The organism is Enterococcus sp. HMSC061C05, from assembly GCF_001814765.1.
In the GTDB taxonomy this organism is placed as follows: Bacteria; Bacillota; Bacilli; order Lactobacillales; family Enterococcaceae; genus Enterococcus_B; species Enterococcus_B lactis.
In genome coordinates this window covers 1-19796 of record NZ_KV817724.1, presented here as the reverse complement: position 1 = coordinate 19796, position 19796 = coordinate 1, and the positions used below count along the sequence as shown (strand labels likewise).

General features: G+C 38.8%; 14 protein-coding genes. All 14 read left to right on the top strand.

Features of this window, described 5'->3' with window-relative positions:
- Positions 1 to 55 precede the first annotated feature (55 nt).
- Complete coding sequence (locus HMPREF2988_RS01245) at positions 56 to 1552, top strand: glycoside hydrolase family 1 protein (RefSeq protein ID WP_070769844.1); 1497 nt, start codon at positions 56 to 58, stop codon at positions 1550 to 1552.
- A 49-nt stretch (positions 1553 to 1601) separates the two neighbouring features.
- Complete coding sequence (locus tag HMPREF2988_RS01240; RefSeq protein ID WP_070769843.1) at positions 1602 to 3377, top strand: HTH domain-containing protein; 1776 nt, start codon at positions 1602 to 1604, stop codon at positions 3375 to 3377.
- A 57-nt stretch (positions 3378 to 3434) separates the two neighbouring features.
- Entirely contained in the window at positions 3435 to 5330 is a 1896-nt protein-coding gene (locus HMPREF2988_RS01235; RefSeq protein ID WP_083314586.1) for a beta-glucoside-specific PTS transporter subunit IIABC, read from the top strand.
- Positions 5327 to 6784, top strand: a complete 1458-nt coding sequence (locus HMPREF2988_RS01230; RefSeq protein ID WP_070769841.1) for a glycoside hydrolase family 1 protein — start codon at positions 5327 to 5329, stop codon at positions 6782 to 6784. Before HMPREF2988_RS01235 ends, HMPREF2988_RS01230 begins: the two co-directional genes overlap by 4 nt.
- Positions 6785 to 7087: 303 nt before the next feature.
- Positions 7088 to 7522 carry a MarR family winged helix-turn-helix transcriptional regulator gene (locus HMPREF2988_RS01225; RefSeq protein WP_002315975.1) on the top strand — a complete coding sequence of 145 codons (435 nt, stop codon included), beginning with the start codon at positions 7088 to 7090 and terminating at the stop codon, positions 7520 to 7522.
- Positions 7523 to 7624: 102 nt separating this feature from the next.
- Positions 7625 to 8716 carry an NADH-dependent flavin oxidoreductase gene (locus tag HMPREF2988_RS01220; protein ID WP_002292552.1) on the top strand — a complete coding sequence of 364 codons (1092 nt, stop codon included), beginning with the start codon at positions 7625 to 7627 and terminating at the stop codon, positions 8714 to 8716.
- A gap of 29 nt (positions 8717 to 8745) precedes the next feature.
- Entirely contained in the window at positions 8746 to 9423 is a 678-nt protein-coding gene (locus tag HMPREF2988_RS01215; RefSeq protein ID WP_002310684.1) for a type 1 glutamine amidotransferase domain-containing protein, read from the top strand.
- A gap of 344 nt (positions 9424 to 9767) precedes the next feature.
- Positions 9768 to 11063, top strand: a complete 1296-nt coding sequence (locus tag HMPREF2988_RS01210; protein WP_002315973.1) for an NAD(P)/FAD-dependent oxidoreductase — start codon at positions 9768 to 9770, stop codon at positions 11061 to 11063.
- On the top strand, positions 11053 to 12513 hold the full coding sequence (locus HMPREF2988_RS01205) for an AcpB/EbpR/MafR family transcriptional regulator (RefSeq protein ID WP_025477366.1): 1461 nt from the start codon (positions 11053 to 11055) through the stop codon (positions 12511 to 12513). Before HMPREF2988_RS01210 ends, HMPREF2988_RS01205 begins: the two co-directional genes overlap by 11 nt.
- A gap of 136 nt (positions 12514 to 12649) precedes the next feature.
- The gene (glpK, locus tag HMPREF2988_RS01200; RefSeq protein ID WP_002292557.1) at positions 12650 to 14146 is read left to right on the top strand and encodes a glycerol kinase GlpK; all 1497 of its coding nucleotides are present in this window, start codon (positions 12650 to 12652) and stop codon (positions 14144 to 14146) included.
- 13 nt (positions 14147 to 14159) lie between these two features.
- Entirely contained in the window at positions 14160 to 15983 is a 1824-nt protein-coding gene (gene glpO / locus HMPREF2988_RS01195; RefSeq protein WP_002315971.1) for a type 1 glycerol-3-phosphate oxidase, read from the top strand.
- Positions 15984 to 16700 carry an MIP/aquaporin family protein gene (locus tag HMPREF2988_RS01190; protein ID WP_002292560.1) on the top strand — a complete coding sequence of 239 codons (717 nt, stop codon included), beginning with the start codon at positions 15984 to 15986 and terminating at the stop codon, positions 16698 to 16700.
- 305 nt (positions 16701 to 17005) lie between these two features.
- A complete protein-coding gene (locus tag HMPREF2988_RS01185) occupies positions 17006 to 18934 on the top strand; it encodes an endonuclease MutS2 (RefSeq protein ID WP_070769840.1) in 1929 nt (642 codons plus the stop codon).
- A gap of 121 nt (positions 18935 to 19055) precedes the next feature.
- Positions 19056 to 19610, top strand: a complete 555-nt coding sequence (locus tag HMPREF2988_RS01180) for a CDP-alcohol phosphatidyltransferase family protein (protein WP_070769839.1) — start codon at positions 19056 to 19058, stop codon at positions 19608 to 19610.
- Positions 19611 to 19796: the final 186 nt, after the last annotated feature.

The following is a 19796-nucleotide window of genomic DNA, read 5'->3' as shown; positions in this document are numbered from 1 at the left end:
GATGAATCGAGCTATACTTCAAGTAAGAAATTGTTGATAGCGAGGAGAGATAGTTATGGATCAGGAAATATTTCCAGAAAATTTTTTATGGGGCGGAGCAGTAGCTGCTAATCAATGTGAAGGTGCATGGTTGGAAGACGGCAAATTACCTAATGTGACAGATACGCTTATCGGGATCATGAACCAGCATCCTAGTATTCAGTGGAATGAAGAAAAAAAGATTTGGGAGATTGCTTTAGACGAATCACTCCATTATCTTTCTCATGAAGCGATTGATTTTTATCATCGATTTGAAGAGGATATTCGTTTACTGAAGGAGTTAGGTTTAAAAGCTTTTCGAACAAGCATCTCATGGGCACGAATATTTCCAAGAGGAGACGAACAGAAGCCAAATGAGGCTGGTCTCGTATTTTATGACAGACTAATCAATACACTAAATCGATATGATATCGAGCCAGTAATTACCCTTAGTCATTATGAAACCCCCTTAGCATTGGTAGGAGAGTATGGGGGGTGGCAAAATCGAAAATTAATCGACTTTTTTGAATTTTATGCGCAGACCGTCTTTGAACGCTACCAAGGGAAAGTGAAATATTGGATGACCTTTAATGAGATCAATAATGCTTTTCGTATGCCTTATGCAGCTGCTGGATTGGTTACATTCCCTGCTAGAGATAAACTTGAACCCATTGCTACACTAACAAAAAAAGAGATTTATCAAGCCTGTCATCATATGTTTCTAGCGAACGCCCGTGCTACTCAATTATTAAAGAAAATCGATCCAAATGCTGAGATGGGTATCATGTGTAGCTTTTCTGCATTAGCGACTTATGCATATGACTGTGATCCAGAGAATGTATTTGGTTCACTGCAATTCAAACGCAATTCATGGTTTTTTTCCGATGTCATGTGTCGAGGGCATTATCCAGCTTATATTTACAGGACATGGAAGGAAGAAGACTGTGCACCAGTAATGTTAGATGGGGACGAACAGTGCTTGCAAGCTAACACGGCAGATTATATTGCATTTAGTTATTATCGTAGCGCTGTCTATAAAAAAGAAGCAGAAATGCGCGTAGATACTGGCGGAGCAAATGGTTTCGATAATCCCTTTTTGAAGGAAAAATCTCCCGAACCTTGGAGTTGGCCAATTGATCCTCTAGGGTTTCGTTATGTCATGAATGAATTGACAGACCGTTATGAATTACCATTATTCATAGTTGAAAACGGCATTGGACTAGATGAAGCACCAGATGAATCGAATCGAATACACGATCCAAAACGTTGTGAGTATCTAAAAATACATCTTCAGGAAATAGCTGAGGCAATAAAAGATGGTTGCCAAATCATTGGTTACTTATGGTGGGGACCAATTGATATCGTATCGGCAGGAACAGGGGAAATGAGGAAGCGATATGGCTTTATTTATGTGGATAGACAAAATGATGGGAGCGGAAGCTTTAGGAGATTGAAAAAAGATAGTTTTGAATATTATAAACAAATTATCCAGTCTAATGGTAAAAACCTTGAATATAGATCTTTCTTCAAATGATTTTTAAACCTCTGCAAGTGACTATTGTCATTTGAGAGGTTTTTCCTGTATGTTTATAACAAAGAGGAGGTGTAAGCAAATGGACTTAAATAAACGACAACTCCAAATTCTTGTAGTATTAAGAAATAAGAATCATTGGATAACAAGCGAAGAATTAGCTGAAGCTTTAGGTACCAACAAGAAAACGATCCAAACTGAAATCAAAAATATGCTTGCTATCTACGAGAAGAAAATCATTATCCAGTCAAATAAACGTACAGGTTATTTTTTAGAATCAATTGAATCTGAAACTAAACAGCAAATCATACAAGAGGTGACGAAACATAAAATCTATTCCAGCATGGATTTCCGAGCTTCAACTATTGTGACGTACTTATTGTTTCAAAAAGGGTATGTCAGTATGCAAAAGATAGCAGACATTTTCTTTCTTTCAAAAACAGCAGTATCATTACAAATAAAAACGATTTTGCGTTGGATCGAGCGCAATCCTAAATTAGAACTGGAAGTTTCGTCGACAAAAGGACTAAAAATCATTGCTGAAGAAAATTCAAAAAGAATTTTCTTATCTCTTGTTGGAACAGAAACGGTGATCCAACACGCAAGGTTGCCTCAACAAATCAGTACAATTTTTTCCAATATCATGCCGACTGTCCAAAAGACATTAAAAGAGGTTCTTATATCATATAATTATATTGTCTCAGGAGAGGACTTCATTCGATTTTCTCGGTATCTCGTTTTGACCATTCTTCGAAGAGAAGAACCTTTAGAAAAAAAAAACAGGCATACATTATTTATTCCGATGGTAGAGACCCTCACAAAAAAATTATCATCAGAACTACCCTATTCTTTTTCCAATCAAGAAAAACAAGCAATTGAAAATCGACTATTAGAGTTAAATTATTTGATGATCAATGATGAAAAAAACAAAGAGATAGAGAAGAATCTAAGAGCATTTGAGCAAACGATTATTCGTTTTTTAGATCTTCCTGTTTCGTTATTGTTCCATGAAACAGAATTTTTGCTAACCCATATCAAACAAATGAAAACGAGGATGGATGCCGGACATAATACCATGAATCATTTTGTACAAAAGATCATCTCCCGTTATCCTTTAGAAATTTATTTAATTCGGCGTTTCTTCCCAATACATTTTCAATTACGTCCCAACTTAGCTGAAAGCGCTTATTTGGTTTTGTATCTTGCCGAAGCGTTGAATCCTTTTCGAAAACAAGGGGAGATACTGATTGTTAGTAACCAGCCAATTAGTATTTTGAATACACTAAAAAAACAGATTCAACAAAGTATGAACATGTGGATCAAAGAATGCCGGATAGAACCAGTGTATCTTTTCAAAAATCAATCAAACAAAATAACGGAATATGATGCAATTTTGACTACTGAGCAAGAGCTTATTTTTGAGTGGGATGATTTGATTTATCTACCTAGTGTTCTAGATGAGTTTGAATCTTCGGAGATTTATCAGATTTTGCGTGAAAAGCTGACCATAGTTGAAGAAAAAAAGAAAACAAAACTGCTTGATCATTACTACAACGAAGAAAATCAAATAAAAATCCATAAAAAGATAGATTCCATTCAGCAACTAATCTCTCCTAGTTCTGACTTAGTTATGCTTCCGTTAAATGCCGAGACTTTGTTGTGCTGTCTTATCAAAAGCCAAGTAGAAACAAAAATCACAGAATATCAGCTTGAGATACCACTTATATATCAGCAAAGGAAGGTCAAGCGTGTTTTTTTTGTCTCCTTTGACTATAAGAGAAACGATATACTTGTTTTCTTTCAAGCAGTGAGTGATTTGCTCGGCTAAGTAAACCATACACACTATTGTACAGTTTCGTTCGCTATTAGAAGGGGTACTAATTGAATGGAGAAACCGTTTTCTAAGAACTATACTTATCTTGTAAGAAGGATTGCTACGGCATTAATTAACAAGGGGGAAGGAAAAATGGACTATTCACAATTAGCGAAAGATATTGTCCGATTTGTCGGAGGCGAAGAAAATGTCAGCAATGTTTACCATTGTGCAACAAGGTTACGCTTTACCCTAAAAGATAATAAGAAGGCAGACAAGGAGAAGGTAGAGCAACTAGAAGGTGTGATCACTGTAGTCGAAGCTGGGGGAATGTTTCAAGTCGTAGTAGGAAATGCAGTAAATGAGGTGTATGATGTATTATCCAAACAAATGAAACTAGAAGATGATGCATCTAGTGGAAAGAGAGGAACTGAGAAAAAAGGCATTTTAAACTCTTTTATAGACATGATCGCCGCTGTTTTTGCCCCGACTTTAGGCGTCTTGGCAGGAAGTGGTTTGATCAAAGGAGTACTCGCCTTATGTACGAGTTTGAATTTATTAACTACTGAATCAGGAACTTATATCATTTTGAATGCAGCAGCTGATGCATTTTTCTATTTCTTGCCTATATTTTTGGCATATACTGCTGCAAAAAAGTTCAATACAGATCGTTTCATCGCTATGGTTATTGCAGCAGCTCTCGTTTATCCTACGATTGTCAGTGCATATAGTGATAGCATAACCTTGCGATTTCTAGGGATGCCCGTGATTCTAGCAAGGTATACAAGTACGGTTATTCCAGCAATTTTAGCTGTATGGGTTCTTTCTTATATTGAGCCTAAGATTCGCAAAAGCTTGCACGAAAGTATTCGAAATTTATTGACACCATTCATTTGTATCATCGTGATGGTCCCAATTACTTTATTAGTTGTAGGTCCAATTGCAGATTATGCAAGTCAGCTGATTGCAGCTGGATATTTAGCTGTTTATAACTTTAGCCCTGTTTTATCTGGTGCTGTTATCGGCGGATTTTGGCAAGTGTTAGTGATTTTTGGGTTACATTGGGGACTTGTACCAGTAATGACCAACAATCTTTCTTTCTACGGTCGTGATACGCTAGGTCCAGCATGTATGACTGCTGTAGCTGCGCAAGCAGGAGCCGTACTTGGGGTATTTTTGAAAACGAAAAATAAGAAAGTAAAAAGTTTATCTTTATCTGCATTTATCACAGCATTATTTGGAATCACTGAACCTGCTGTTTATGGTGTGACTCTTAAATATAAACGACCATTTTACATTGCTTGTATATGTGGAGCTATATTTGGTGGAGTAGCTGGTGCCGCAGGAGCCGGTGCTTTGGCAGTTGCTACAAGAAGTATTTTGTCTTTCCCGATTTATATTGGTGAAGGATTTGTTTGGCTAGTTGCTAGTTATTTCTTAGCGATGATCAGTTCCTGTATGCTAACTTTTCTCTTCGGCTACAAGGATGAAATCGAAGAAGAATCCTCAAAGGATATAGTGTTAAGTACTCCTGCAGCAGGTGAAATAATTGATTTATCTGAAGTAAACGATCCAACATTTGCTAGTGGATCTTTAGGAGAAGGGTTTGCGATCATTCCAACGGACGGAAAAATCTACAGTCCTGTAAACGGGGAAGTTTCAACAGTTTTTCCAACGAAACATGCAATTGGGGTAGTCAGTGAAGAAGGAGCAGAAATACTGATCCATATCGGTATTGATACAGTGAATTTAAATGGTAAATACTTTCAAAGTACAGTATCTGATGGAAAAAAAGTACGTAAAGGCGATTTATTGATGGAAGTAGATTTGCAAGAATTAATCAAAGAGGGATATGATCCAACCACAATGGTTATTGTTACAAATAGTAGTAGATTCAGAAATATCATTACTAGTCATAAGAAAAATAATCAAACGAGAAAACTAGCAAGTTTAGGGGGATCGATATGAAAAAATTTCCAGAAGGATTTTTATGGGGCGGAGCGACAGCGGCCAATCAATGTGAAGGTGCATGGGATGTAGATGAAAAAGGATTATCTGTGTCTGATGTGTATACATTCGACAGCGATTTACCTAAAGAAAAATGGACAGATCAATGGCATATGATGACGCATCAGCAAGTAAAAGCGGCGCAGGATCCCAACAGCAAGTATTATTATCCTAAAAGACACGGAAATGATTTCTATCATCACTTTAAAGAAGACATCCGTTTATTTGCTGAAATGGGTTTTAAATGCTATCGGATGTCTATCGCATGGACAAGAATTTTTCCTCATGGTGATGAAGAAGCACCCAATGAAGCGGGATTATTTTTTTATGATCAAGTGTTTGACGAATGTCTAAAATATGGGATTGAGCCAGTCGTTTCTCTTTCCCATTATGAAATGCCGTTATATTTGGTTACAGAATATGGTGGATGGCCTAATCGAAAGCTTATTCAGTTTTACGTTCGTTTCGCTGAAACAGTATTCAAACGCTATAAAAATAAAGTAAAATATTGGATGACTTTCAATGAGATCAACTGTGTGAAACATCACCCTTTTGTTAGCGTAGGAGTAATTGAAGAAAACCATCCCCATTTGGAACAAGCGAAATACCAAGGTGCACACCATCAGTTTATAGCAAGTGCTTTAGCTACAAAAGCTTGTCATGAAATTATCAAAGGCTCGCAAGTCGGTTGTATGATCAGCTATCAGCTTCTTGTTCCGTATTCTTGTGATCCGGATGATATTCAAAAAACAATTGAGCAGCAAAGAACTTCTTTGTTCTTTAGTGATGTTCAAGCAAGAGGATATTATCCAGCGTATACGCAACGAATGTTTGAAGAAAAAGGTATCAACTTAAAAATAGAAGTAGGTGATGAAGAAATCTTAGCAGCCTACCCTGTTGATTTTGTTTCTTTTAGCTACTACATGTCTAGTGCAGTCAGTGCTCATCCAGAAAATTTGGAAGGGGTCCAAGGAAACTTAATAACTGGAGGGATCAAAAATCCGTATCTTCCATCAAGTGAATGGGGCTGGCAGATTGATCCTAAGGGTTTGAGAATTGCTTTGAATCAATTATATGATAGGTATCAAAAACCACTGTTCATAGCTGAAAACGGACTCGGAGCTATAGACAAAGTAGAAGAAGATGGAACCGTTCAAGACGATTACCGCATTGACTATTTGAAGCAACATATTGAGCAGATGAAGGAAGCTATCGAAGATGGAGTAGATTTATTTGGTTATACGTCGTGGGGCTGCATTGATATCGTCAGCGCTTCTACTTCACAAATGTCAAAACGTTATGGATATATCTATGTTGATCAAGATGACGAAGGGAATGGCACAAAGAAACGGTTAAAGAAAAAATCATTTGATTGGTACAGACAAGTCATCCAATCAAATGGCGAAATCCTATAATAAAAGGAAAGAAGGGGCTGTGACAAAAGTCTTGTCACAGCCCCTTCTTTCCGAATAAACAGTATTTTCCTGCCAACTCCTCGTTTACAAGTCACCATAGTCATAAAACATGAGAAGCTGTTTTTTGAAATTGCTCCTTGTGACTCGGAGTTCAACGGCAGGCTCACGACCTCTCAATAAACGGTGTACAATCAGCTGACCATCGGCATTAGATCAAAAAACGACAAAAGCGGTCATTATTACGAGTTTTTTGACAAAAAATAAAAATCATACTATGATATGTACGCCAATGGAGGGGATGAAATGGAAAAGCCAATTGAAAAAGCGTTGGATGAATGTCTTTTCTTTAGCGTGAAAAAGCTAGATCGCCTATTGAATAAATTAGCTGATGAAGCGTTTAGAAAAACAGGTCTGGCACCAACTTATGGATTTATTTTATTGATATTAAAAGAAAAAGATGGTATACCGCAAAAAGATATTGCACAAATGCTCTATTCTGCGCCTTCAACAATCGCTCGTTTTGTTGAAAAATTAGAATATAAAGGATACGTCAAAACAGTTAGCGAAGGGCGCTTGTCATTAGTTTATCTTACAGAACAAGGACGCCAATTTACTAAGGAAGTCGATGGTAGCTGGGAAGAACTCCATCAGTCGTACAAAGCAGTCTTGGGAAATGAAGCAAGTAAAGAATTAGCCGAGATAATGAATGAAGCAACAGATAAGTTACAAAAAAAATAAAAATTTTTTTAAGCAAATTAGTTGCATGTACAACTAACCGAGTGGTTTAATGATAGATGATTCTCGATAGGTTAATCAGAGCAAATTATGGGAGGAATGACAATGTCACAATTTGATCAATCAATTATTTTACCTTCAGGAGTTCAATTGAAGAACCGATTGATGCTGTCGCCTATGACGACACAACTCAGCTTCTTCAATGGAGTGATCACCGAAGATGAGATCACTTATTATAAACAACGTTCTAAAGGACTTGGTGCTGTTATTACTGGTGCTGCAAATGTCCAAGATATCGGAAAAGGCTGGCCAGGTGAACTGAGCATCGCTCACGATGAAATGATTCCTCGGTTAAGTGAACTAGCTAAAGCAATCCAAGGAGAAGGTGCAAAAGCGATTGTTCAGATTTTCCACGGTGGACGAATGACTAGTCGAGCTACTCTATCCGGAGAACAGCCTGTATCTGCAAGTGCAGTTGCAGCGGAACGACCTGATGCAGAAACACCGCGAGCATTAAGTGAAAATGAAATCAAAGAAACAATCCAAGCATTTGGCGAAGCCACACGCAGAGCGATTGAATCAGGATTTGATGGTATCGAGTTGCATGGAGCAAATACGTATTTGATCCAACAATTTTTCTCTCCGCATTCGAATAGACGAGAGGATCAATGGGGCGGTAGCTTAGAAAATCGCTATCGTTTTATTGACGAATTATTAACAACGGTTTTCTCAACGGTTGAAAAATATGCAAAAAAACCATTCATCGTAGGGTATCGTTTCTCGCCAGAAGAATATGAAACACCAGGTATCCGTTTTGAAGACACGATCTGGCTTCTTGAACGATTACGTGAGACAAAATTAGATTATCTGCATGTTTCATTAAATGCGTATGATCGAAGAGCCCGTTCTGATAAATACAGCGATCAGTCGATTCTTGAAGCTGTCCATGACACGATCCAAGGAAAGATCCCTTTAATTGGTGTCGGAGGCATCCGTACTCGCAAAGACGTAGAGCAAGTACTGAAATATGCAGAACTTGCAGCAATTGGACAGCAAATGATCGTCGATCCTGACTGGGCAGAGAAATTATTGGAAAACCGTGAGGATGAATTTGTAACGAAACCTTTTGAAGAAGCATATAAAGAGCTTTATTTGCCAAGTCCATTATATAATTTCTTGAAAGCACGTTATCAATAACTCAATTTTTATAGAAAGAGGATGGAAAAATGAAAGTATTGATCGTATTAACAAATGTAGAAAAGTACGAAAAGATCGAGCGTCCTACAGGTTTGTGGTTAAGTGAACTGACTCATTTTTATGATGTATTAGTAAAAAATGGGATCGATGCAGATTTTGTCAGTCCTAAAGGCGGATATGTACCTTTAGAACCGCAAAGTGTTTTGAATATGGATGAAATCGATTGGGCCTATTATAAAGATGAAGATTTCAGAAATCGGGCCTTGGGAAATACCTTACGTCCTGATGATGTGGATGCAAAAGATTATGCAGCAGTTTATTATGCTGGTGGCCACGGAACAATGTGGGATTTTCCAGAAGCAACAGATCTTGGGAAAGTTGCTTCACAAATCTATCGAAATGAAGGACTGGTCTCAGCTGTTTGTCACGGTGTTGTCGGATTGTTGCCAGTTACAGATGAATCTGGAAAGTCTATTTTAGCTGGACGCACAGTGACTGGATTCAGTAATGAAGAAGAGGAAGCCAATGGTACAACGAATGAAGTACCATTCTTAGCAGAAGATGCTTTGAAAGAAAAAGGAGCTGACTATCAGTCAGGTCCAGCTTTTTCAGAAGTCGTTCAAATCGATGGACGTCTTCTTACAGGGCAAAACCCTCAATCTGCTCATCAATTGGGCGAAGTAGTGGTTGAAGCATTAAAGCATTAAAAATTGTCAGCATAAAAATGTTTTGCCTATTCTAACTATTACATTACACACGCTAAAACACGTCTTTTCGTTCTTTTCTGTTTCCTATTTGGACAGAGGTACGCAAAAGGCGGGTTTTTTGCCTTTCTAAGAGTACATTTTTTGAAACATCTCTTCAGAAATGATACTCTTCAATTAGGTCAACTAATTTATTACTGAGAAGCAGACCTAGTCACACGGTAGGATGGACAGAGTGTGTTCTGCTACGCTGCTATGGATCATAGGAATGAGTAAACATGGTTTAAGAACATTGTGATTTCAGCCCATGTTGGCAGTCGCACACTTAATAAGAAAGAGGAATACAGATGAACATTGTAATTGTCGGCGGGTCGTTTGCAGGGATTCATGCGGCTATTTATCTTCGCCAATTGATACCAACAAGTGAAATATATTTGATTGAAAAGCAATCGAAGTTAGGGTGGATTCCCAGCGGGTTCAATCTGATAGTAAAAGGAAAGGTCACCAGTGAAAAACAACTTTCTTGGATCACCAAAGAAGAGCTGATCGACCGCTATCGTATCCATGTTTACACAGAAAAGACGGTAATAGGATTGGAAGAAAAGAAAGTCGTTTTAGCAGGCGGAGACAAACTGGATTTTGATCGTTTGATTTTGGCGACTGGTTCAAATCAAAATTTTCGAAATGTTCCTGCAGAAGCAAGGTTCATTCACCCAGTTAAAAAGATACAAAACATAGCTGCTCTTCAGCAAAAGATCATGGATGCAAAAAAAATTGCCATCATTGGAGCAGGTCAAGCAGGGATCGAAATAGCTGAAGGCTTAGCATCAGGAAAAACACAAATCCATCTTTATGAAAGCCGAAAGTCGATTCTTTTTCGTTACCTAGACCCTGAAATGACGGAGCCGTTAGTAAAGGAAATGAAAAATCAAGGGATATCGCTTTTCTTAGAAGAGCAAGTCGTATCTTTGTCCGAAAATGAAACCGCTGTAGTAGAGACGGAAAGAAGAAGGGAAAACTATGATCTTGTTTTGCTGGCTAACCATTCTCGCCCCAACAATCAGATGTGGGAAGAACAATTAACATTGAATGATGATGGAACGATCTGGGTAGATGACTATTTGCAAACGTCTCAAAAAGACGTCTATGCAATTGGCGATGCAATCCAAGTCACTTTTCGCCCAACAAATGAAAAAATGTACGTTTCTCTAGTAAACAACGCTGTCCGTACAGCGCGAAATGTCAGCAAGACAATTAGTGGTTCTGCGACAAAGGATCAGGGAACCTATCGACCAGTCGGCAATCAGTGGTTTGGCTATTTCTTAGGAAGCGTAGGTATGACAGAAGAAGAAAGCATTTTTTATCCCCAAAAAATTGAAACAGGGTACGCGGAATACAAGCTTGCAGCAATAAACCAGAGCAAAGTCAAAGTCAAATTCCTATTTGATTCTGAAAAAAAGATTCTTGGAGCACAGCTCCAAAGCAGAAAAGAAATGTTCCATCTTCTTGACCAACTGACAATCGCAGTAGAAGAAGGCTGGACGTTCGAACAGTTAGAAGAACATGAGCTGTTTTTCCAGCCAGAATATCGTGTACCTAATATGGTGTGGTCAAAGGTGGCGAATACTGCCTATGAAGATTGAAGCATTATTAGAAAGAAAAGAGCAGTTACAGATCCTGATTTTGCGAAACCTTGTTCTGCAAGGGGGAACAGCCTCTATCAATGGATTGAGAGAGCATGTCCAACTGTCAAAAACCTCTTTTGATCAATATTTGGAAGATATTGAATTGATTGGACGGATGATGGGAAAAAAAGTAGAAGTACAGCGAAACGAGTATCAGGCGCTGCTTGTGTTGGACGAAGATGTCAGTTTGGAAAAAATTCTTTTGTTTTTATTACAGGAAAGCTTGAAGTTTAAAATGCTTGTCTATTTATTAGAACACCAGCAAGTATCCATCGTTCGATTAGCGACAGCGTTTAATATCAGTGAGTCTTCTGTTTTTCGAAAGATCAAAGAATTGAACCAGCTCTTAGAGGAATTTGGATTACAAATCAAAAACGGACAATTATACGGAGAAGAGCTACAGATCCGATATTTTTATTATGAATTATTCCAATATATCCCGGAAGATCAACGACCGCTTTTTTTGCAAAATACACCAGAAAAAAGACCATTCATTCTAGGATTGGGCCGCGTATTAGAAACGACGTTTACGGCATCAGCAGAAGCACAGATTGCTTGCTGGCTCGGGATCACGAAAAAAAGACTATTGAATGAAAAAAGTACGTACGAAACTTTGAAAGAAAAGAAATTACTCTATCAGTCGGACCGGCTTTATCAAGCAATCGATCCAATCATCGTGATGCATCTTAGTCGAACAGCAGCAGAACTGAATGTATACGAAACAATGATGTTTTACAGCTTTTTTGTTTCTTTTTCGATAGTCGACGAAGAAATATTTTATCAATATGATTTGACACGGAGCAAAAAGTTACCCACCGCTGTTTTGGATACTTATATTCGGGAAACGATGCTATGGCATTATCGTCCTCGTCGTTTGAAAATCAAAGAGGAAAAAGCAGTAGGCTACCAAATTTCACAAATCAACAATGAATGGTTTTTCTTTGTTGGAAAGATCGAAGTCTACGAGCGTGATCGGCTTTTGGAGCAGCAGCAAAAAATGCTTGGGCATTCCTTAACACAGTTATTGGAGAAACTACAGGAAACAGCGATGCAGCAATTGCCAAGGAAAAGCACCGAAGACAGTGCACTTAGTTATCTGATGATCCAGTATGCCAATGTTCTTTTGATGATCGATTTTTATATTGCGAAACCAGTAGTGATAGGGATCGATTTAGAAAGTTTGCCTATTTACCGTATTGCTTTCCAACAGTATCTGAACAGAGAACTGAGAGGAGTCAGCGGTATTGAGATTGAAAGTTATGAAGAAGGAAAAAACTATGATTTGGTCATAACGTTTTGTCAGAGAAACAAGCAACAGAATGAATATTATCTATCAGAATTTGCGTCGCCTTATGACATTATCCGATTGAAAAGAAGAATAGAAATGTTGAAAAAAGAAAAGAATTGATCAAAAACTAGCATCATAATAAAAAACTGTCAAAAAAAAGAAAAAAAGAATAAAATTTTGACAGTTTCTTTTTTTAAATGAGTAGTATGATAAAAGCAGTTAAAGAAAGCGTTTGCAGATAATGGAGGGAATCACAATGACAGAACCAACGTATATCATGGCGATTGACCAAGGTACAACTAGCTCACGAGCAATTATCTTTGACAAGAAAGGAAGACATATCGGCAGTTCTCAAAAAGAGTTCACGCAATATTTCCCGCAAGAAAGCTGGGTTGAACATGATGCAAATGAAATCTGGAATTCTGTACAGTCAGTTATTGCCGGAGCTTTCATCGAATCAGGGATCAAACCAAACCAGATTGCTGGGATTGGCATAACGAACCAGCGTGAAACAACAGTAATCTGGGAAAAAGATACAGGACGTCCAATCTATCATGCAGTTGTTTGGCAATCCAGACAATCAGCTGGAATTGCAGATAACTTAAAAAATGAAGGATATCAAGAATTTTTCCACGAAAAAACAGGACTAGTGATCGATGCCTATTTCTCAGCAACGAAGATTCGCTGGATTCTTGATCATGTAGAAGGTGCGCAAGAACGCGCTGAAAAAGGCGAGTTAATGTTTGGAACGATTGATTCGTGGTTAGTATGGAAACTGACCGATGGACAAGCACATGTTACTGATTACTCGAATGCCAGTCGGACGATGTTGTTCAATATCCATCAGCTAGATTGGGATCAGGAAATTTTGGATTTATTGAATATTCCTCGAGTGATGTTACCAAAAGTTACTTCTAACTCAGAAGTTTATGGTTATACGCAAGGTTATCATTTTTATGGAAGCGAAGCACCAATTTCAGGGATGGCAGGAGACCAGCAAGCTGCATTATTCGGACAAATGGCATTCGAACCAGGTATGGTCAAGAATACTTATGGTACAGGTTCATTTATTGTCATGAATACCGGTGAAAAACCGCAATTATCCAAAAATAATTTATTGACGACAATTGGTTACGGTATAAATGGAAAGGTTTACTATGCTTTAGAAGGAAGTATTTTTGTGGCTGGTTCTTCGATTCAATGGCTGAGAGATGGTCTTCAAATGTTGCAAAAGGCTAGTGATTCGGAAGCCGCGGCAAAACGCTCCACAAACGAAGATGAGGTCTATGTTGTTCCTGCATTTGTTGGACTGGGTGCTCCTTATTGGGATCAGGCAGCACGAGGGGCTATGTTTGGTTTGACACGTGGAACGACAAAAGAAGATATCATTAAAGCTACTTTGCAGTCGATTGCCTATCAAGTGAGAGATATCATCGATACGATGCAAGATGACACTGGAATCAAGATTCCTGTATTGAAAGTGGATGGCGGTGCAGCAAATAATGAATATCTGATGCAATTCCAAACAGATATCTTGAATGTACCGATCCAACGAGCAGAAAACTTGGAAACAACAGCACTAGGGGCAGCATTTTTAGCAGGATTAGCTGTCGGCTATTGGAAAGATACAGACGAGATTCGTGAATTTTATGAAGCTGGCAAGCTATTTGAAGTTCAAATGGAGGAAGAGCGCCGAGAAAAACTTTACAATGGCTGGAAAAAAGCAGTAAAAGCTACCCAAGCATTTGAATAAGGAGGAAATCCATATGTTTTCAAACAAGACAAGACAAGATAGCATTCAAAAAATGCAGCAAGAAGAATTGGATCTGTTGATCATCGGTGGCGGAATCACTGGTGCCGGTGTGGCAGTCCAGGCAGCAGCATCAGGAATCAAAACAGGATTGATCGAAATGCAAGATTTTGCAGAAGGGACGTCCTCTCGCTCGACCAAACTTGTGCATGGCGGTATTCGTTATCTGAAAACATTTGATGTGGAAGTAGTAGCTGACACAGTTGGTGAACGTGCAGTCGTACAAGGTATTGCCCCACACATCCCAAAACCAGATCCAATGCTTTTACCAATCTATGAAGATGAAGGAGCAACAACCTTCAATATGTTCTCTGTCAAAGTAGCAATGGACCTTTACGACAAACTGGCAAATGTGACAGGAACTAAATATGAGAACTATACCCTGACACCAGAAGAAGTATTGGAAAGAGAACCATTTTTGAAAAAAGAAGGGCTAAAAGGTGCAGGTGTTTATCTGGATTTCCGCAACAATGATGCCCGTTTAGTGATCGATAATATCAAAAAGGCTGCAGAAGATGGGGCTTATCTAGTAAGTAAAATGAAAGCGGTTGGCTTTTTATATGAGGGCGATCAAATCGTTGGTGTCAAAGCTCGTGATCTGCTGACAGATGAAGTGATAGAGATCAAAGCAAAATTAGTGATCAATACGAGTGGTCCTTGGGTAGATAAAGTACGGAACTTGAATTTTACGCGTCCAGTCTCTCCTAAAATGCGTCCAACCAAAGGAATCCATTTAGTCGTAGATGCGAAAAAACTGCCTGTACCGCAACCCACATACTTCGATACAGGAAAACAAGATGGGCGGATGGTTTTTGCTATCCCAAGAGAAAACAAAACTTACTTTGGTACGACAGATACGGATTACCAAGGAGACTTTACGGATCCAAAAGTCACACAAGAAGACGTGGATTATCTATTGGATGTAATCAACCATCGCTATCCAGAAGCAAATATCACATTGGCAGATATCGAAGCAAGCTGGGCAGGGCTTCGTCCACTATTGATTGGTAATTCTGGTTCTGATTATAATGGCGGAGATAACGGATCGATTTCAGACAAGAGCTTCAATAAAGTGGTTGATACAGTAAGTGAATATAAGGAAAATAAAGTTTCTCGTGCTGAAGTAGAAGATGTGTTGAACCATTTGGAAAACAGCCGCGACGAAAAAGCACCTTCTACGATTTCCAGAGGTAGTTCTTTAGAAAGAGAACCAGATGGCTTGTTGACTTTATCAGGTGGGAAAATCACTGATTACCGTAAGATGGCAGAAGGAGCTTTACGATTGATTCGTCAGCTGTTAAAAGAAGAATACGGAATAGAGACGAAAGAAATCGACTCTAAAAAATATCAGATTTCAGGTGGAAACTTCGATCCAACGAAATTAGAAGAAACAGTGAGGGAATTAGCAAAAGAAGGAGTAGCAGCCGGTTTAGAGGAAGAAGATGCTACTTATATCGCTGATTTTTACGGGACTAATGCTCGACGTATCTTTGAATTAGCAAAAGAAATGACACCTTATCCTGGTTTGAGTCTCGCTGAGTCAGCTCGGTTACGTTATGGCTTAGAAGAAGAAATGGTTTTAGCCCCAGGTGATTATCTCATTCGTCGGACGAATCATCTGTTGTTTGAACGAGATCAGCTGGATGAGATCAAGCAACCTGTGATCGATGCAATTGCTGAGTATTTTGGGTGGACAGAAGAAGAGAAGGCGCAACAGACTAAACGTTTAGAAGCATTGATCGCAGAATCAGATCTGCGGGAACTAAAGGGGGAGAAATAAATGAACAGTGATATGACTCAAATCATGGGGGAGTTTATTGGGACATTGATCCTAGTTTTGCTTGGAGATGGTGTGTGTGCGGCTGTGAATCTAAACAAAAGTAAAGCACAAGCTTCTGGCTGGATTGTCATCGCGTTTGGTTGGGGACTCGCTGTAACAATGGCTGTCTATATTTCTGGATTCATGGGCCCAGCTCATTTGAATCCTGCAGTCTCTCTAGCTATGGCGATGACAGGGGCAATTAGTTGGAATCTTGTCGTTCCTTTCATCATTGCGCAAGTTTTAGGAGCTTTTGCAGGGGCCATTCTTGTTTGGCTTTCTTATTTGCCACATTGGAATGCAACGAAAGATGAAAGTGCGATTTTAGGTACGTTTGCAACAGGTCCTGCTATACGGAATTATCCAGCAAATGTAATCACAGAATTAATTGGTACATTTGTATTAGTTCTTGGGTTGCTAGCTTTTGGGCAAAACGAATTTGCACCTGGAACGAACGTATTCGCTGTAGGTGGATTGATCTTAGCCATCGGTCTTTCATTAGGAGGACCAACAGGATACGCAATCAACCCTGCTCGGGACTTTGGTCCTCGATTAGCACATGCGGTATTGCCAATAGCTAATAAAGGAACTTCAGATTGGGCATATTCATGGGTACCAATCGCAGGTCCAATGATCGGAGCAATTATCGCGGTAGGTGTCTATTCATTAATGGTGTAAATCTATAAAACATACTAAGGTTTGACAATCAAAAGGCGTCTTGCTATAGTTAAGTGGAAAATAAATAAGACCTAGAAGAATGGGGAATGTTTTGTGAGTGTAGCTGGTATCTAATCAGTAAGTCGAATAGCCAATAAACAAGGTTTATTTGGTGTGCTTATGAAACGGTACCTGTCAGGAAAACAATATCTTTGTATTCTAATGAGGATAGGACATGACTTTTTTAAGCTGTGTTCTATCCTTTTATTTATCTCTAGGCCCTTATTTATTTTGGGACAGGTATCTCTTCAAGAAAAGGAGAGAGTATGAACAACGAAATGATTAGTCAATTACAATTTGATCAGATCAAAAAGGAAGTCCAAGCAAGAGCAATCGGAAACTATAGCAAAAAACGAATCAGTAAGATGACGACCTCGTCAAACCTACAAACCGTCTTGGATCGTCAAGAAGAAACAAGAGAAGCACGCTTGATCTTAGAAAGTAGTCAGCATGTTCCATTTATGGGATTGCCGAGGATTGATGCACTGACAGAACAAGTCAAAAAAGGGTTGGTTCTGTCGCCCGCTGATTTGATCGAATATGCGGATTTTCTAAGAAGCAGTCGGATGATCACAAAGTTTTTTGATAAGAATCAATACCAGGCACCTTTGTTATTTGCTTATAGCAAGCATCTTCCTGATTTGATAAATGTAGAAGAGTTGATTGACCAAAAAATAAAAAATAATAAAGTCAGTGACGATGCTTCACGTAATTTGCGTAAAGTACGCAAACAATTACAAATAATAGAAAAAGAAATCCAGTCAAAATTGCTGAAATTCTTGCGTCATCCGAAAAACAAAGAAATGATCCAAGAAGCAATAATCGTTCAAAAAGGTGAATGCTATACGATTCCTATCAAAGCCAGCTATAAAAATAAAGTAGATGGGACGATCATCGATGAATCGAACAAAGGAACGACGTTTTTTACTGAACCGACTGTGGTTTCTAAACTGAATGAACACTATCAGTTGTTAAAAGCTGAAGAAATCAGTGAAGAATATCAAGTTCTGGCTGCATTGACTGGTGCTATTGCAGAAAATGAAGAAGCAATCGACTTATTGATCGAAACGATGACGGTATTAGATATCATTTTTGCTCGGGCAAAATTCAGTCGAGAAATCAATGGGATCACGCCTAAAATCAATAAATCAGAACATATCGTCATCAAACAAGGCAGACATCCATTTTTACCTGATCATGCGGTACCATTGGATGTTGAAATCGGTAAAGACTATCGAGGCTTGATTATTACCGGAGCAAATGCCGGCGGCAAAACAGTCGTGTTGAAGACGGTCGGTTTATTGACTTTGATGGCGATGTTCGGCATGCAAGTTCCGGCAAAAGAAGGGACAGAGCTTGCTGTCTTTGATGAGGTTTTCGTCGATGTCGGTGACCACCAAAATTTAGAAAATGCGTTGAGTACATTTTCTGGTCATATGCAAAACATTGCTGCTATTTTGAAAAAGATAAAAAGGAATACATTGGTACTTCTGGATGAGATTGGCAGTGGAACAGAGCCAAATGAAGGAGCTGCATTAGCGATCGCAATCATGGAATCTATGTATGAGCAGGGGGCATTGATCATTGCCACGACCCATTATGGAGAAATTAAGAAATTTGCTAGGGATCATGAAGATTTTGTGCCGGCTGCTATGGCTTTCGATCGGGAAGCACTTCGTCCTAAATATCAATTGCGTGTTGGAGAAACAGGAGAAAGCCAAGCTTTATGGATTGCTCATAAAATGGCTATGTCTATGAAATTGATCCAGCAAGCAGAGCGTTACCTGGAGGAAAAAGCCTATCGGACACAGAAAAAAGAATTTCCTCCTAAGACAGCAGGTATAAATAGGAAGGACAATAAAAAAGAATGCCAGCTCTTTGCAAAAGGCGATCGAATATTTGTGAATGAATACCAAAAAGAAGCATTAGTTTATGAGGATATAGGTGAAGATACGATTGCCGTATATTTAGAAAAAGAAATGAGCCGTGTGCCTCGTCAGCGCGTTCGTCTGGTGCGTTCAGCAGAAAATCTGTACCCGACAGGTTACGATTTAGACAGTCTGTTTATCGATTTTAAAACACGGAAACAGCAGCGTGACCTAGAGCGAGGATCAAAAAAAGCCCATAAAGCGTTAGTAAAAGAAATGCGTAAACGACAGGAAGAAAGAAGAGCAAAAGATGAAAACAACAAGTGATTATTTCAGACCAACGCATATGAACAGTGATTGCAAAAAAATAACAGCAGTAAAATCATTGGTTTTATTCTCTATGTAAGCTAAAATAAAAAAAAGAGTGCTGAGGAGGTGGGACGGTCAAATGAAAATAAGCACAAACTGGCGTAAAGAAATCCAAACAATTCCGAATCTTTTATCGATATTCCGTATTTTTTTGCTGCCGATTTATCTTTATTTTGTGCTGAGACAGTCGTTTTATGTAGCAGGAGCGGTCATTGTTGTCTCAGGTTTGTCTGATTATCTAGATGGGGTCATTGCTCGGAGATATAATCAGGTAACAGACTTAGGGAAGGTGCTTGATCCGTTTGCAGATAAATTGACACAACTTTTTCTGATTTTGTCTATGGCATGGTATCGACCGTGGCTTTGGCTGTTGTTTGGTCTATTCTTGATAAAAGAAGGCTTTATGTTTGTAGCTGGATTAATCGGGCTATCTAAAAATATCAAATTAAGTGGTGCGAAGTGGTATGGCAAAGTAGCGACTGCTGTCATCTATGTTGGCATGATCCTTTTGCTGCTTTTCCCAGAATTACCAACGCTGTGGGTGAGAGTCATTTTTGCCGTCATCACTTACGGTCTTTTACAATCTTTTGTCTTGTATGCTGTCGAGTACCGAAAGATGTTTCAAAGAAAATAAAGAAGGGGTGTGACCTATGTCGCACTCCTTTTTTTGATAAATAGACTCCCAATAGCTACTTCTCGATAATAAGCCAACCAAACCAAAAACATGAGAAGTTGTTTTTAAAATTATTTCTTGTAACTCGGAGTTAAATGGGTAGGCTCACAACCGCTGGGTAAACGGTGTTCAATCAGCTGACCTTCG